Origin of the sequence: uncultured Chitinophaga sp., from assembly GCF_902168175.1 — a bacterium.
GTDB lineage: Bacteria > Bacteroidota > Bacteroidia > Chitinophagales > Chitinophagaceae > Chitinophaga.
Window position 1 is genome coordinate 131,399 of record NZ_CABHOU010000059.1, and the last position, 14,796, is coordinate 146,194.

The 14,796-nt window shown below is 46.5% G+C and carries 12 protein-coding genes; 3 read left to right on the top strand and 9 right to left on the bottom strand.

Going from position 1 to position 14,796, the window contains the following annotated elements:
- The first annotated feature begins 53 nt into the window (after window positions 1–53).
- Window positions 54–1,022: a hypothetical protein gene (locus tag QZT80_RS12685; protein WP_295122305.1), complete on the top strand. Its 969-nt coding sequence runs from the start codon at window positions 54–56 to the stop codon at window positions 1,020–1,022.
- Window positions 1,023–1,378: 356 nt separating this feature from the next.
- On the top strand, window positions 1,379–1,771 hold the full coding sequence (locus tag QZT80_RS12690) for a response regulator (protein WP_295122307.1): 393 nt from the start codon (window positions 1,379–1,381) through the stop codon (window positions 1,769–1,771).
- A 76-nt stretch (window positions 1,772–1,847) separates the two neighbouring features.
- Here the strand turns inward: QZT80_RS12690 and QZT80_RS12695 are convergent, their stop codons facing one another.
- From QZT80_RS12695 to QZT80_RS12735, 9 genes are all read right to left on the bottom strand, one after another.
- A complete protein-coding gene (locus tag QZT80_RS12695) occupies window positions 1,848–3,488 on the bottom strand; it encodes an ABC-F family ATP-binding cassette domain-containing protein (protein ID WP_295122309.1) in 1,641 nt (546 codons plus the stop codon).
- 126 nt (window positions 3,489–3,614) lie between these two features.
- The gene (locus QZT80_RS12700) at window positions 3,615–4,436 is read right to left on the bottom strand and encodes a mechanosensitive ion channel domain-containing protein (protein ID WP_295122311.1); all 822 of its coding nucleotides are present in this window, start codon (window positions 4,434–4,436) and stop codon (window positions 3,615–3,617) included.
- Between the two features lie 176 nt (window positions 4,437–4,612).
- Window positions 4,613–6,679 carry a S9 family peptidase gene (locus QZT80_RS12705; RefSeq protein WP_295122312.1) on the bottom strand — a complete coding sequence of 689 codons (2,067 nt, stop codon included), beginning with the start codon at window positions 6,677–6,679 and terminating at the stop codon, window positions 4,613–4,615.
- 182 nt (window positions 6,680–6,861) lie between these two features.
- On the bottom strand, window positions 6,862–7,611 hold the full coding sequence (locus QZT80_RS12710; RefSeq protein ID WP_295122313.1) for a succinate dehydrogenase/fumarate reductase iron-sulfur subunit: 750 nt from the start codon (window positions 7,609–7,611) through the stop codon (window positions 6,862–6,864).
- 69 nt (window positions 7,612–7,680) lie between these two features.
- On the bottom strand, window positions 7,681–9,651 hold the full coding sequence (locus QZT80_RS12715) for a fumarate reductase/succinate dehydrogenase flavoprotein subunit (protein WP_295122315.1): 1,971 nt from the start codon (window positions 9,649–9,651) through the stop codon (window positions 7,681–7,683).
- 14 nt (window positions 9,652–9,665) lie between these two features.
- Window positions 9,666–10,355, bottom strand: a complete 690-nt coding sequence (locus tag QZT80_RS12720) for a succinate dehydrogenase cytochrome b subunit (protein ID WP_295122317.1) — start codon at window positions 10,353–10,355, stop codon at window positions 9,666–9,668.
- Window positions 10,356–10,528: 173 nt separating this feature from the next.
- Window positions 10,529–11,092, bottom strand: coding sequence for a hypothetical protein (locus QZT80_RS12725; protein ID WP_295122319.1), 564 nt, complete (start codon window positions 11,090–11,092; stop codon window positions 10,529–10,531).
- A 164-nt stretch (window positions 11,093–11,256) separates the two neighbouring features.
- Window positions 11,257–12,069 carry an N-acetylmuramic acid 6-phosphate etherase gene (gene murQ, locus QZT80_RS12730; protein ID WP_295122321.1) on the bottom strand — a complete coding sequence of 271 codons (813 nt, stop codon included), beginning with the start codon at window positions 12,067–12,069 and terminating at the stop codon, window positions 11,257–11,259.
- Between the two features lie 69 nt (window positions 12,070–12,138).
- Window positions 12,139–12,993: an N-acetylglucosamine kinase gene (locus QZT80_RS12735; protein WP_295122322.1), complete on the bottom strand. Its 855-nt coding sequence runs from the start codon at window positions 12,991–12,993 to the stop codon at window positions 12,139–12,141.
- A 157-nt stretch (window positions 12,994–13,150) separates the two neighbouring features.
- Here QZT80_RS12735 and QZT80_RS12740 point away from each other — a divergent pair, with 157 nt between their 5' ends.
- Window positions 13,151–14,755 (top strand): S41 family peptidase, encoded by a 1,605-nt coding sequence (locus tag QZT80_RS12740; protein WP_295122324.1) that lies wholly within the window; start codon window positions 13,151–13,153, stop codon window positions 14,753–14,755.
- Window positions 14,756–14,796 lie beyond the last annotated feature (41 nt).

Below are 14,796 nucleotides of genomic sequence, written 5' to 3' on the forward strand. Positions count from 1 at the left end.
GTTTCGAAAAAATTTTACCCATATAACAATCTAAAAATAAAAACAACAACACTATGGCGGACAACACCTTTAACACTGGAACGCCCAGCCCTTCCGGACCTGAAAAACCAAAAAGTAATAGCAAAAACGGTATCATTTATGGCGTACTGATCGCCGCGTTGGTGGGCACATGGGGATACATGTGGTATGCCAATAATAAAACGAACGAACAGCTGGTAGCAAAGGACATTACAGTGGATTCACTGACTACGTCCCGCAACGAACTGCAACAGGAATATGAGGCCACTAACGCACGCCTCGACGACCTGATTTCAGAAAACAGCCGTATGGACAGCCTGGTTAAAACCAAAGACAAAGAACTGTCTGATATTAAAGCCAGGATATCCACCATCCTTTCTAACAAAAATGCTACACAGGCAGAATTGGCCGAAGCGCGCAGGCTCATCGAACAGCTTAAATCAAGCGTGGAAAACTACAAAGCCACTATTGAAAGACTGGAAGGCGAGAAAATCGTGATCGCCGGTGAAAGGGATTATGCACGTAAAGAAAGAGATTCTGTAGGTTCTATTAAGGACAGCCTTAACAGGAAAGTAGATCTGGGTTCTGTACTGCATGCTTCCAATATCAAACTGGCACCCATCAACCTGAAAAAGAACGGTAAAGAAGTAGAAACTTCTAAAGCCAAACGTGCTGATATGATGCGCGTTTCTTTCGACCTGGACGATAACCGTATTGCACCAAGCGGTAACAAAGAAATATACGTAGCCATTACTTCTCCCGACGGCGCTCCGCTGGCAGTAGAAGCACTTGGTTCAGGCAGGTTTACCCTGGAAGACGGTACCGAAAAACTGTACACCGTTAAGAAAAGCGTAAGCTACAGCACCGGTGAAAAACAGCTGGTATCGATGGACTGGAAACAGAATTCAGACTTCAAAGTTGGCGACTATTCAGTTGAAATTTACCACGACGGTTATAAAATCGGCGCAGGTAAAGTAACGCTGAAAAAAGGCGGCATCTTCTAGTAAAAATATTATTATGGCAAGCGAAAGCAGGCTATCTCTGAACAGGGGTAGCCTGCTTTTTTTATGGGTTTATTATTTTTATCCACATTTCCTGCTGCGCCAATGCAGCACCTAAACCTTCACTGGTGTATACTTTACGACGCCAACCTATCTAGTATACATTGTTAATAAATGGTTATTGGGATAAATACATATATGAAATAAATAAAAAATAACAATCTTTGTACCGGAATCAGGAGAACCTATGCAGCACCTTAAGTAACTACAATCGGCTCTTAATGAAAAGCGTTTACCAGCCATTTTATTAGAAAACCTTATACTCATTGCAAAGTTTCCCATAAACAATTAACCTAAGTATGGATAATACGCCTAAGCTTGTATACGTGATAGATGATGATGAGATTTTCCATTTCATTGTGAAGAAGATGTTTGGATTGCAAGGCTGGGATGTTGAGATCACTTCATTTTTATGTGCAGAGGAAGCTATTGAGGAACTGAATACCGCCCCTTCCGACCTGCCACAACTGATTATACTGGATATGAACATGCAGCGCATGAACGGCTGGGATTTCATAGAAGCTTACCGCGAATTAAAGCCAGAGTTAAAACAGCAGGTGCCTATCATTATGTGTTCATCCTCCATGAACATTTCCGACATGGAAAAAGTACGCCGCACACCTGAGTTAAATGCTTATATCACGAAGCCGCTGGACAACTCCAAACTCAAGCTGATTGAGTCTTACCTTTGATCTTACACTACAGTTGATGATATAAAAAAAGGAGTTCTTACGAACTCCTTTTTCTTTTTATGTATGCCTGGAAATGTTATGCCATTACGCCGGTACCGTACATCTCTTCACGCATCGTTCTCACGCGATCGTCTGCCAGGTATTCGTCGAAGCTCATTAGCCTGTCGATAATACCTTTAGGGGTGATTTCGATAATACGGTTAGCAACTGATTGCATGAAAGTATGGTCATGCGTGGTGAACAACACGATACCTTTGAAGTTGATCATGCTTTCGTTGAAAGACTGGATGCTTTCGAGGTCCAGGTGGTTGGTAGGCTCATCGAGTATCACCACGTTAGGGTCCTGCAGCATCATGCGGGAGGTCATACAACGTACTTTTTCGCCACCGCTTAATACGGAAGTTTTCTTCATGATATCGTCGCCGCTGAACAGCATTTTACCGAGGAACCCGCGGAGGAAAGGTTCGTCTACGTCGGTTACGTGCGGTGGCACGTACTGGCGCAGCCATTCCATGAGGTTGTAATTAGTGGTAAAGAACTCAGAGTTATCGTTGGGCAGGTAGGCTTTGGTAACAGTGGTACCCCACTCGAATTTACCGCCATCCGCCTGATCTTCTCCATTAATCACCTGGAAGAAGGTGGAAAGGGCCACATGGTCCTTAGCCAGGAATGCGATTTTATCGCCTTTATTTACAGAGAAGGTAATGTCTTTGAACAGCGGGCGGCCATCGACAGATTTCTCCAGCTTTTCTACGTTCAGGATCTGGTTACCAACTTCGCGGAGTTGTTTAAATATGATACCCGGGTATTTACGGTTAGAAGGCTGAATATCTTCTATAACCAGTTTTTCCAGGGCCTTTTTACGGGAAGTAGCCTGTTTACTTTTAGAAGCGTTGGCAGAGAATCGGGCGATGAAGTCCATGAGGTCTTTACGCTTATCTTCCATCTTCTTGTTTTTATCGCTGGCCTGGCGGGCAATCAGCTGGCTGGATTCGTACCAGAAAGTGTAGTTACCGGAGAAGATCTGGATCTTAGAACGATCAACATCGGCTACGTGTGTACAAACAGCATCGAGGAAGTGACGGTCGTGGGAAACAACGATTACGATGTTCTGGTAATCGGCCAGGAAGTTTTCGAGCCAGCCGATAGTTTCCACGTCGAGGTCGTTCGTAGGCTCATCGAGCAGCAGGATATCCGGGTTACCGAACAGGGCCTGTGCCAGCAGCACACGCACTTTAAGACTACCTGCCACATCTTTCATCAGCACACTGTGCATTTCTTCTTTCACGCCGAGGTCGCCCAGCATTACACCGGCGTCGCTTTCGGCAGTGTAACCACCCATTTCACCGTATTCCGCTTCCAGTTCGCCGGCACGCATACCGTCTTCTTCTGTAAAGTCGGCCTTGGCGTATATTTCATCGCGCTCTTTGGCTATTTCCCAGAGTTTTTTGTTTCCCATGAGTACGGCATTCAGTACCGTGATCTCATCGAATTCAAAGTGGTTCTGTTTCAGCACACTCATGCGCTCGCCGGGCGTAATTTCCACCGAACCCTTGTTAGGTTCGATTTCGCCAGACAATATTTTCAGGAAGGTAGATTTACCGGCTCCGTTGGCACCAATAACGCCATAACAGTTACCCTTGGTAAAGTTGAGGTTTACTTCGTCGAACAGAACCCTCTTTCCGTACGATAGTGAGACATTTCTTACGCTGATCATGCTGAAACTGCAAATTTTGAAGCCGCAAAGTTACGGATAGTATGGTAGCTTTCCAATTAGTTGGACAAGTAGATGAATAGCATTATTCACTAATACCTAAGCCGTTTACCAGGGGCCGGTTATAACTTACCACGAATTCTGGGGGGCCAGTTTAGTGCTTACCGGGGCCTTCATACCGTTGGTAATAAGCGCCAGTTGTATCTTCTGGTGCAGGTCGTAGTACACGTCCCAGTAGTTTTCCATGTCTACAAAGGGCTTAACGGCAATATTCATGAAGTCGCCATCGAAGTCGAGTACCGATACTTCCGGCTCAGGGTCTTTCTTGATACGCTCGTCCTTTTCCAGTGTTTCCCTGATGATTTCCCTTACCCGCTTAATATCCTCACTGGCGGACATCTTTACGACCAGGTCGATGCGCAGGTGACCACTTTTGCTGGCGTTGATGATTGTACCGTTAGATACGGCCCCATTGGGCAGAATAGCCACTTTACCGTCGCCAGTGGTAAGGATGGTGCTGAATATCTGTATTTCGCTCACAATGCCCGTAATGTTCTGAATCGTCACCAGGTCGCCCACCTTAAATGGTTTAAACAGGAGGATGAGAACACCGCCGGCCAGGTTGGCGAGGCTGCCCTGTAGCGCCAGACCGACAGCCAAACCGGCTGCAGCAAGAACTGCTGCCATAGACGTGGTATTAAAGCCTATCATACCGGCGACCGAAATGATCAGCAATATTTTCAATCCAATGCTCACGATACTCTTTAGGAAAGTTTGCAATGAATTATGTGCGTCTCTTCTCGCCATCGCTTTTGTCATCATCCGATCGAGCCATCGGATGACGAAGAGGCCTGCTATAAGTACGATGATAGCGCCGATTAACTTAGGTGCAAATTGACTGGCCCATATAACAAGGTTATTCCAAAACGTTTCTACTTTGTCAATATTCATAATCCGATATGGTTAGTTGCCTTAAAAGAAACAAAGTATGTGCCGGGCGGTGAAAGCAGGCAGGACAAGTGTTTTGGTGATCATTTGGCAGTCGTGATGTGTGATTATGGCGACAAACTGGGGCAAAAACAAACAGGGGAAGCTATTGCCTCCCCTATTCTCATATCTACTTAAAACTACTTTTCTATACCTTCTAAAAACAACAGGAACCCATACTGGCGGGCAACGTCCTTTAACGCCTTAAAACGCCCGGAAGCGCCGCCATGACCGGCCTCCATATTAGTATACATTAAGAGCACGTTCTTATCTGTTTTTAATTCACGCAGCTTGGCTACCCATTTCGCCGGTTCGAAATATTGCACCTGCGAATCGTGCAGGCCAGTGGTAACAAGCATATTAGGATAGTCTTTCTTTTCTACATTATCATAGGGCGAATAAGACTTCATATACTCGTAACTGTCTTTGTTCTTAGGGTTACCCCATTCATCAAACTCACCGGTGGTAAGCGGGATGGTTTCATCGAGCATCGTAGTTACCACATCAACAAAAGGAACTGCTGCAATTACCCCATGCCAGAGGTCAGGACGCATATTTACCACAGCGCCCATGAGCAATCCACCGGCACTGCCGCCCATGGCGTACAGGTGTTGTTTGGAGGTGTAATTATTTTTGAGCAGATACTCCGCACAGTCTATAAAATCGTTGAAGGTGTTTTTCTTTTTAAACATCTTTCCATCTTCGTACCATTGCCTGCCCATTTCTTCGCCACCACGAATGTGAGCAATGGCATAAGCAAAACCGCGGTTTAACAAACTTAAGCGGGTGGAACTGAAACTGGGTTCCATAGAAGCGCCATAGGAGCCATATCCGTACAATAATAATGGCATCTTACCATTCTTCTCAAATCCCTTTTTATATACGATAGAGATGGGCACTTTCACACTATCCCTGGCTATAGCATACACTCTTTCTGTTACGTATTCCGCGGGATTGTAACCACCCAGTACTTCCTGACGCTTCTTCAGTTCTTTCTTTTCAGCCTCCATATCGTAATCGTAAGTAGAGGCTGGCGTAGTCATGGAGGAATAACTGTAGCGCAGAATTTTGGTATTAAACTCAGGATTTACCGAAGGATAAGCCACATAGGCCGCTTCCCCAAAATCGAGGTAGTGTTCCTTTTTATTATTGTCGATAACACGCAGTTGTGTAAGACCGTTTTTCCGTTCGCTGATTACCATATAATCTTTAAACAGCTCAAAGGATTGCAGCAGTACGTCGGGTCGATGCGGAATGGTTTCTTTCCAGTTATCCCTGGTCGTTTTATCCAGCGGGCACTCCATCATGCGAAAGTTAATAGCGTCCCAGTTGGTAACGATATAAAACTTATCGTCCTTATGATCGATGGCATACAGCATATCCTTCTGGCGTGGCTGAAATACTTTAAATGCACCATCAGGCTGACTGGCGTCGAGTATACGGTATTCGTCAGAAAGCGTGCTGCCGCTGCTGATAACGATGTATTTCTGCGACTTCGTTTTATGCACACCGACATCGAACGTTTCATCTTTCTCGTAATACACCTCTTTATCCGTACTGGCCGGCTGTCCCAGTTTATGTTTGAAGATGCGCTCTTCGCGTAGTGTAACAGGATTTTTACGGGAATAGAAGATAGTTTTATTATCCGCAGCCCATACAGCACTGCCATCTGTTTCGGGCACCTGGTCGGGCAGTATTTCGCCGGTTTCGAGGTTCTTGATGTACAGGGTATATTTACGGCGGCTCACTGTATCTACCCCAAAAGCTGCCAGTTTATTATCAGGGCTGATGTCGAGGCTCGCCACCTGGTAATAGCTATGCCCTGCGGCCATTTCATTTACGTTGAGCATTACTTCTTCTGAAGCTTTCAGGTTCTCCTTTTTACGGCAGTAAATCGGGTATTCCTTTCCTTTCTCAAAGCGGGTATAATAGAAATAGCCGTTCTCGAAGTAAGGCACACTTTCATCATCTTCCTTAATCCTGGCCTTCATTTCATCGAACAGTTCTTCCTGGAGTTTTTTGGTAGACGAAAGTACCGTGTCGAGGTATTTGTTTTCGGCGGCCAGGTAGGCCAGCACCTTTTGATTTTCGCGTTCGTTCAGCCAGTAGTAATTATCGATACGTGTGTCGCCGTGGATAGTCATTTCTTTCGGCACTTTCTCCACTTCAGGCGTTTTAATATCGATCCATGCTTCGTTTATATTCATACTATGCGTCTTTTTTTCAACTTTAGCCTGGCACCCTATGCAAAACAGGGCGAGGAAACCAATATGGTAATGCTTCATGGCAGGAGTTTTTGGGATGACTAAATATAACGATTTCCGTCCGATTACGGGAGGGCATAAAAAAAGCTGCCTTTGCAGGCAGCTTTTCTATAATCACGGTTTGTTTAGTCTTCTTTGCTAAATCCGGCGCCAATAAACTCGCGGTTAAGGCGGGCGATATTGGTAAGGGAAATACCTTTAGGACACTCTGCTTCGCAGGCACCAGTGTTGGTACAGCTGCCAAAACCTTCTTTATCCATTTGCGCTACCATGTTAAGTGCGCGCTCTTTACGTTCTGGCTGCCCCTGTGGCAGCAAAGCCAGCTGGGATACCTTGGCCGAAACGAACAGCATGGCCGAAGAGTTTTTACAAGCCGCTACGCAGGCACCACAACCGATACAGGCTGCTGCTGCGAAAGCCGCATCTGCATCTGTTTTGTTGATGGGAATAGCGTTAGCGTCTACAGCGTTGCCCGTATTTACAGAGATGTAACCACCCGCTTCAATGATACGGTCGAACGAGCGACGATCAACCGTAAGATCTTTAATAACAGGGAAAGCACCAGCTCTCCATGGTTCTACGGTAATAGTATCCCCGTCGTTATAGGCGCGCATATGCAGCTGGCAGGTAGTAGTTTCGTCCCATGGTCCGTGAGCACGGCCATTGATATACATGGAGCACATGCCACAGATACCTTCGCGGCAATCGTGGTCAAATGCGACAGGTTCTTTCCCTTCGTTGATCAAGCGCTCGTTGAGAATATCGAACAGTTCGAGGAACGACATGTCTTTAGACACATCAGCTACTTGGAAACTTTCGAAATGCCCGGCATCGCTCGCATTTTTCTGGCGCCAAACTTTAAGAGTAAGATTCATAACTTTAATCGTTATTCGTTAATGGCCAGTTGCCCGGCCTGAAATGTTGTTTTCCTTATCAGACCTTAATTACTTGTAGTTACGTTTGCTTGGATGCACAATTTCGAACACCAGTTCTTCTTTATGCAGTTCGTAATTGCTCTGACCTTTAAATTCCCATGCAGCCACGTAAGCAAAGTTGTCGTCATCGCGCAGTGCTTCACCTTCATCCGTTGATTCTTCACGGAAGTGGCCACCGCAGGACTCTCTACGATTCAGTGCGTCGATACACATCAGTTCACCCAGTTCCAGGAAGTCGGCAACACGGCCGGCCTTTTCCAGTTCAGGATTAAACTCGTCGAGCGTACCTGGCACCCGCACATCTTTCCAGAACTCTTCGCGCAGGGCTTTGATTTCTTCGATGGCTTCTTTCAGGCCCTGTTCGTTACGGGCCATACCGCATTTATCCCACATAATTTTGCCGAGGGCTTTGTGGAAGTGATCTACGGAGTGTTTGCCTTTGATATTGATGAATTTTTCCAGTATCGCTTTTGCACTGTTCTCTGCTTCTACGAATGCAGGGTGGTCAGTAGATATTGCTTTAGTCTGGATATCGTCTGCAAGGTAGTTACCGATAGTGTAAGGGATTACGAAGTAACCATCTGCCAGGCCCTGCATCAGTGCAGATGCGCCCAGGCGGTTAGCACCGTGATCGGAGAAGTTGGCTTCGCCGAGACAATACAAACCAGGGATAGTGGTCATCAGTTCATAATCTACCCACAGGCCGCCCATGGTATAGTGCACGGCAGGGTAAATACGCATCGGTGTTTCGTAAGGGTTTTCGCCGGTAATTTTCGCATACATGTCGAACAGGTTACCGTACTTTTCCTTTACTACCTCTTTACCCATGCGGATAATTTCATCTTTCGGCACGTTCGTAAGACCGCGTTTACCTACTTCGATTTTGCCGTAACGTTCTATCGCTTCCGCATAATCGAGGTACACAGCGAGTTTGGAAGCCCCCACACCGTAGCCGGCATCGCATCTTTCTTTAGCTGCGCGGGAGGCTACGTCACGTGGAACCAGGTTACCGAAGGCAGGGTACCTTCTTTCGAGGTAGTAATCCCTTTCGTCTTCAGGAATATCTGAAGCTTTACGATTGTCGTTTTGTTTTTTAGGTACCCAGATGCGGCCGTCGTTACGGAGCGACTCAGACATCAGCGTAAGCTTAGACTGGTGGTCGCCGGAAACAGGGATACAGGTAGGGTGAATTTGGGTGAAACATGGGTTACCGAAGAAGGCACCTTGTTTGTGGGCTTTCCAGGCAGCTGTTACGTTAGAACCCATGGCGTTGGTAGACAGGTAGAACACGTTACCATAACCGCCGGTGCAAAGCAATACGGCATGGCCAAAGTGACGTTCGATTTTACCGCTGATCAGGTCGCGGGCAATGATGCCGCGGGCCTTACCATCTACTTTTACCACTTCCAGCATTTCGTGGCGGCTGTAAAGTGTTACGTTACCGAGGGCCACCTGGCGCTGCAGGGCCGAGTAGGCACCTAACAACAGCTGCTGACCGGTTTGGCCTGCTGCGTAGAAGGTACGTTGTACCTGTGTACCACCGAAGGAACGGTTGCTCAGCAATCCGCCATATTCGCGGGCAAAGGGAACACCCTGGGCCACACACTGGTCGATAATAGCGGCACTTACTTCGGCCAGGCGGTGTACGTTACCTTCACGGGCGCGGTAGTCACCACCTTTTACGGTATCATAAAACAAACGGAACACAGAGTCACCGTCGTTCTGGTAGTTTTTAGCGGCATTGATACCACCCTGAGCAGCAATACTGTGCGCACGGCGTGGGCTATCCTGGAAATAAAAAGCTTTAACCTTGTAGCCCAGCTCTGCCAGCGATGCGGCTGCAGATGCACCGGCGAGGCCTGTACCAACCACTATCACTTCAATCTTACGCTTGTTGGCAGGGTTTACCAGCTTAACTGTGCTTTTATATTTGCTCCATTTAGTTTCGAGCGGACCAGCAGGAATTTTTGCGTTCAACATATATCCTTACTTTTCTAGTATTGTTTAAAGAAAATAACTACGGGAATCAGGGCAAAGCCAGCGGGAATAAGGATTCCGAAGAACCAAACACCGATGAAGTTGATGATGCCGTTATATTTTTTATGATTGAGGCCAAAAGTCTGGCAGGCGCTCTTAAACCCGTGAATGAGGTGAAAAGACAGGCCGATCATGCCTATAACGTAGATGATTACGTTATACTCGTGCGTAAATGCCTGCTGCACCACGAGGTACAGGTCTCTGTACTCTTCGGTGCCACCATAACTGGCTGTTGGTACGTCTACCCCATAGTGCATAGCCCACCAGAACTGTGCAAGGTGTACCACCAGGAAGATGAACAGGATGCTGCCCATCATCGCCATTTGGCGGCTGAACCAGGAAGATGTTTTGTTACCAGGCTTCACCGCGTACTTGACAGGACGCGCGGCCAGGTTCTTAAATGTGAGTTGCAGGGCCAGTATGGCATGCAATAAGATAACCACCTTCAGGCCCCAGGCTATAAACTGGATAAGGCCATTGTGGCTCATAAACGTGGCGTAAGTGTTAAAGGCGTGACCTTCGTCGTTATACAGCAGTGAAATATTGCCCGCAAGGTGGACAATCACAAAGCTGCAAAGGAAAAACCCGGTTGCACCCACTAATAACTTCTTACCAATCGAGGTATTAAAGAATTGTGACCATTTCATAAGATAAGTTCTAAGCTCCCTTTAGATAAAAAATGAATATTTGAAATGTTCGGGCAAATTTAAAGCATGAAAAATTAAAAGCAAATGATATTTATCACCAAATGACAGTATAATAACGGGGATAACCGGCTATTGTTCAGGGCCGGCAACAGGTAAAAGAGACGAAAAAGGGCTTATTCGAGCCTTCTCATCATCCAGTTATCTACCAGGTTAAAAAAATGCTGAGGCTGGAAAGTACGCCATTTAGCCTCGTCCAGCAGGTGAATATAGTTAGTTAACCGCGACCGCTCGAAGTCGTACTGTGTTTGTTGAGGCATGTTTATAGCCACTATCCATCCGCCCTCATCCTTAATATCATCCCACCATTCTTCGTAATAACAATCGTCGTCGGCAAAGAAATTAAGTACGTTTTCAGTGATGAGGATGAATTTATAGATGCCTTTGGCAATCAAAAGGTCAATAATTTCCCGCTTGAGGGTCATGATATTGTTCTCGACCGCATCGTTCCACTCTCCGAGCATTTCGATGATCGCATAGTTATACTGGTAGTCGGCGATCAATATCTTCATATAAAGATTGGGTGCGCCAAAGTCGTCCCATTGCGGGTGGACATAGTAATTGTATACGGTATTTGAAAACTCAAACTCGCTATACTCACGCCCATAAAAGGGCGATTGTTCATCTTCTTCGGCGGTGTATAAATGTCGCCAGTTATAAAAAGGTTCTATCTCGTGCATACCTGTAAATACCGGGTTATCAGGGGCAAGTTAAAAAATTATCTGGTATTAAAATTTTTGCTGAAATCGTCTTTTTTCTTTAAAATAATATGGCGAAAGTCAAAGTGGCATTGCAACGGCGCGAGCCATGCAATGCCACTTTCTTATTTTTTAAACAAACGCTTTTACCTTATTGCTTCCACGGCCTTTTTCACACTACCATGCTGCAGCAGTAATGCTTTGGCGGCATCGTAATCCTGCATGTCCAGTCTTTCCATCAGCATTTTAATGCCACGGTCTACCAGCTTTTCGTTGCTCAGCTGCATGTTCACCATTTTATTATCCTCTACCCTGCCCAACTGGATCATTACAGCGGTAGATATCATGTTCAAGACCAGTTTTTGGGCGGTACCGCTTTTCATACGGGTGCTGCCGGTTACGAATTCAGGGCCTACCACCACTTCGATGGGGAAGTCGGCTTCTGCGGATACGGGAGAGCCCGGGTTGCAGGAAATGCTACCGGTAACGATGCCACGTTTGCGGCACTCACGGAGGGCATTGATTACGTAAGGCGTGGTACCGCTGGCTGCGATGCCTACCACAACGTCATTATTAGTTATTTCGTATTTCAGAAGATCTTCCCAGCCCTGTTCGCGGCTGTCTTCCGCAAACTCAACCGCTTTACGGATGGCGCTGTCGCCACCGGCGATGAGACCTATTACCAGGCCGTGAGGAACACCAAATGTGGGCGGGCATTCTGAGGCATCTACGATACCCAGGCGGCCGCTGGTGCCAGCTCCGAGGTAAAAAAGCCTGCCACCCGACAACATTTTATCGGAAACGGCGGTAATCAGCTGTTCAATCTGCGGCATGGCCGCCTCCACCGCTACAGGAACGGTTTTGTCTTCGTTATTGATGTTTTTCAATAATTCCGGTACACTCATTTTCTCCAGGTGCCGGTACTGAGACGGTTGCTCGGTAATTTTTTTAAATTCCATGTTGGATGACAAATGACCGGGATTAATTCCCTGGTCTCTTTAATATTGATATCAAATAGTTTGCCGGTGTTAATCAGCCTGGTGATATGCTACCAGCCCGGCCATAGGACTCTTAATGATCTTACCCAATTGCAGTTCGTACAGTTGGCATAGCTCTTCCAGTACATCCTTATAATACCAGGCAATACTGCCTGTGAAGTGCAAAGGTACGGTCCAGCTTTGAGGGTATTTATAAATATGATTAAAAAAGAACTCGTTTAATCCGTCTTCCAGTATATTTTCTATCATAAAATGCCCCCTGTTCTCGGCCAGGAAGGTCGCAAACGATGCCAGGTAACGATTGGGCAGCGGTTGGCGGTATACATTATCAAGAATATCGTCTTTGGTGACGTTAAACTTCTGATCGAAGCGAAAACGCAACTCGTCATCAAATGTATGATAAAGATAATATTGCAGAATTTTTTTACCTAAGAAAGTTCCGCTTCCCTCATCTCCCAACACATATCCCAGCCCAGGGTTGTTCTTTTCTATCTCCTTACCATTATAATAGCAGGAATTAGAACCTGTGCCCAGGATGCTGGCTACACCGGGCGAGCGGCCGCAAAGTCCACGTGCAGCGCCCATCAGGTCGTGCTGTACTTCGTTGGCCGAGTTGGGAAATACCGCATTTAAGGCGTCAAGCACCTTTTGGCTGTTAATCGGGCTTGCACAACCGGTGCCATAGAAGAAAACTTCGTCTATCGCCGTTCCCGCTGGTAATTGCGGCTGCAGTTCACCGCTAAAAATCCCGGCAATTTGTTCCAAAGTCTGGAAGTATGGGCTGACACCCTGTGTATGGATAGTAGTCTGGTTTTCTCCGTTCAACAGACACCACTCCGTTTTAGTCGATCCACTGTCTGCTATCAGCTTTGTCTTTGCAGGCATTACTTTGGTTATTGTTTAGGAAAATTAAATAAGATGAATGGATGATGTTTGCTCGTGAATATGCTATTTTTGTCACAAGTTAAGGAAAACGCTTTCACTAAAGCAAATTATAAAACCAGTAACCGGGACCAAACTAAAGCGGTTAATCAAAGTTTTTATGCCGAACAACAGAAGGTTGAATGTATTCTTACCCTTGTTATTTGCGATTGTACTAGCACTGGGAATGTATCTGGGACACAAAATGCCGGCCGCGAGGAACAGCGATTCTGCCATATTTTTCAGGCAGAATAACAGGGGCACCGTTCAGGAAGTGCTGGACCTGTTGAAATTCAATTATGTAGATACACTTGATGTAAACGATATACAGCAGGAAGCGATCGAGGGGATGTTAAGTCACCTGGACCCCCACTCCATATATATACCACCCGCACAGGTACAGTCAGTGAACGAAGACCTGCAGGGAAACTTTGAAGGTATTGGTGTGGAGTTCAACATCACCAACGATACGGTGAATGTGGCCGGGGTAATACCGGACGGTCCTTCATCTGCAGCAGGTGTACTTACCGGCGACAAGATCATTAAGGTAGATGACTCGTTGATCGCAGGTAAGAAAATCACCTCAGAGAACATCCGTAAGCTGCTGCGAGGTCCTAATGGCAGTAAAGTGAAAACCACCATGCTGCGCGATGGACAAACAAAGGACATCGTGATCAAAAGAGGACTTATACCATTGCTGAGCGTAGACGCCAGCTATATAGTGGCACCAAGCACCGGTTATATCAAACTGAACAAATTCTCTGAAACCAGTTATGACGAATTCCTGGCTGCGGTGCGTAAACTCACCAAACAGGGCATGACCAAACTGATACTCGACCTTCGCCAAAACAATGGCGGACTGTTGGATGCCGCAACCCGTATTGCCGATGAGGTACTGGAAGACCGGCAGATCATCGTGTACACACAGGGTAAAGCTTATCCACGCCAGGATTATAAAACGCAGAAGCCCGGTTCATTCGAGAAAGGCGGCCTCGCCGTTCTTACTGATGAAGGCTCCGCCTCTGCGAGTGAAATTCTGGCCGGCGCCATCCAGGACTACGACCGTGGAGTGATCATTGGTCGCCGTACTTTCGGCAAAGGCCTGGTACAGGAACCCTTTGAACTCAACAACGGTGGCACCCTGCGCCTTACCATCGCCAGGTACTACCTGCCATCCGGCCGCAGTATCCAGAAATCTTACAAAGAAGGGCGTGCCGCTTACGACGAAGACCTGACCGAGCGTTATAACCATGGCGAATTCCTGAACGGCGACAGCATCCGCCAGGCCGATACCATGAAATACCAGACAGCCAAAGGCCGTATCGTTTATGGCGGCGGCGGTATTACACCAGACATCTTTATTCCGTTCGATACATCGCGTTACTCCTCTGGTTTAACCGAACTGTATACCCGTACGGTACTATCCGACTTTGTATATAATTATTATATTAAACACCGCACACAGTTCGACGGGTACAAGTCGCCGGAAGACTTTAACAAGCAATTTTCCGTAAGTCCTGACCTGTACAGAGAGTTTCTTGCCTATGCAGAAAAAGAAAATGTGAAGGTAAAAACATTAACTTCCAGGGATGAACCCGAGGTTAAGACAAGATTAAAGGCTATGTTTGCAAGACAATTGTGGAGAACGGAAGGCTTTTACCAGGTAAGCAACGGAAACGACCCGGTAATTAAAAAAGCAATAGAGGAGTTACAAAAGAGCAAGTAAGTACGAACAAGCATAAAAAAGGGAGAAACGATGTCGTTTCT

What these genes read in the sequence shown, in the direction of transcription:
- QZT80_RS12725 (WP_295122319.1), bottom strand. Translation starts at nt 11,092, where the DNA reads ATGCACGAGATAGAACCTTTTTATAACTGGCGACATTTATACACCGCC.
- QZT80_RS12720 (WP_295122317.1), bottom strand. Translation starts at nt 10,355, where the DNA reads ATGAAATGGTCACAATTCTTTAATACCTCGATTGGTAAGAAGTTATTA.
- QZT80_RS12700 (WP_295122311.1), bottom strand. Translation starts at nt 4,436, where the DNA reads ATGAATATTGACAAAGTAGAAACGTTTTGGAATAACCTTGTTATATGG.
- QZT80_RS12735 (WP_295122322.1), bottom strand. Translation starts at nt 12,993, where the DNA reads ATGCCTGCAAAGACAAAGCTGATAGCAGACAGTGGATCGACTAAAACG.
- murQ (WP_295122321.1), bottom strand. Translation starts at nt 12,069, where the DNA reads ATGGAATTTAAAAAAATTACCGAGCAACCGTCTCAGTACCGGCACCTG.
- QZT80_RS12710 (WP_295122313.1), bottom strand. Translation starts at nt 7,611, where the DNA reads ATGAATCTTACTCTTAAAGTTTGGCGCCAGAAAAATGCGAGCGATGCC.
- QZT80_RS12740 (WP_295122324.1), top strand. Translation starts at nt 13,151, where the DNA reads ATGCCGAACAACAGAAGGTTGAATGTATTCTTACCCTTGTTATTTGCG.
- QZT80_RS12715 (WP_295122315.1), bottom strand. Translation starts at nt 9,651, where the DNA reads ATGTTGAACGCAAAAATTCCTGCTGGTCCGCTCGAAACTAAATGGAGC.
- QZT80_RS12705 (WP_295122312.1), bottom strand. Translation starts at nt 6,679, where the DNA reads ATGAATATAAACGAAGCATGGATCGATATTAAAACGCCTGAAGTGGAG.
- QZT80_RS12695 (WP_295122309.1), bottom strand. Translation starts at nt 3,488, where the DNA reads ATGATCAGCGTAAGAAATGTCTCACTATCGTACGGAAAGAGGGTTCTG.
- QZT80_RS12690 (WP_295122307.1), top strand. Translation starts at nt 1,379, where the DNA reads ATGGATAATACGCCTAAGCTTGTATACGTGATAGATGATGATGAGATT.
- QZT80_RS12685 (WP_295122305.1), top strand. Translation starts at nt 54, where the DNA reads ATGGCGGACAACACCTTTAACACTGGAACGCCCAGCCCTTCCGGACCT.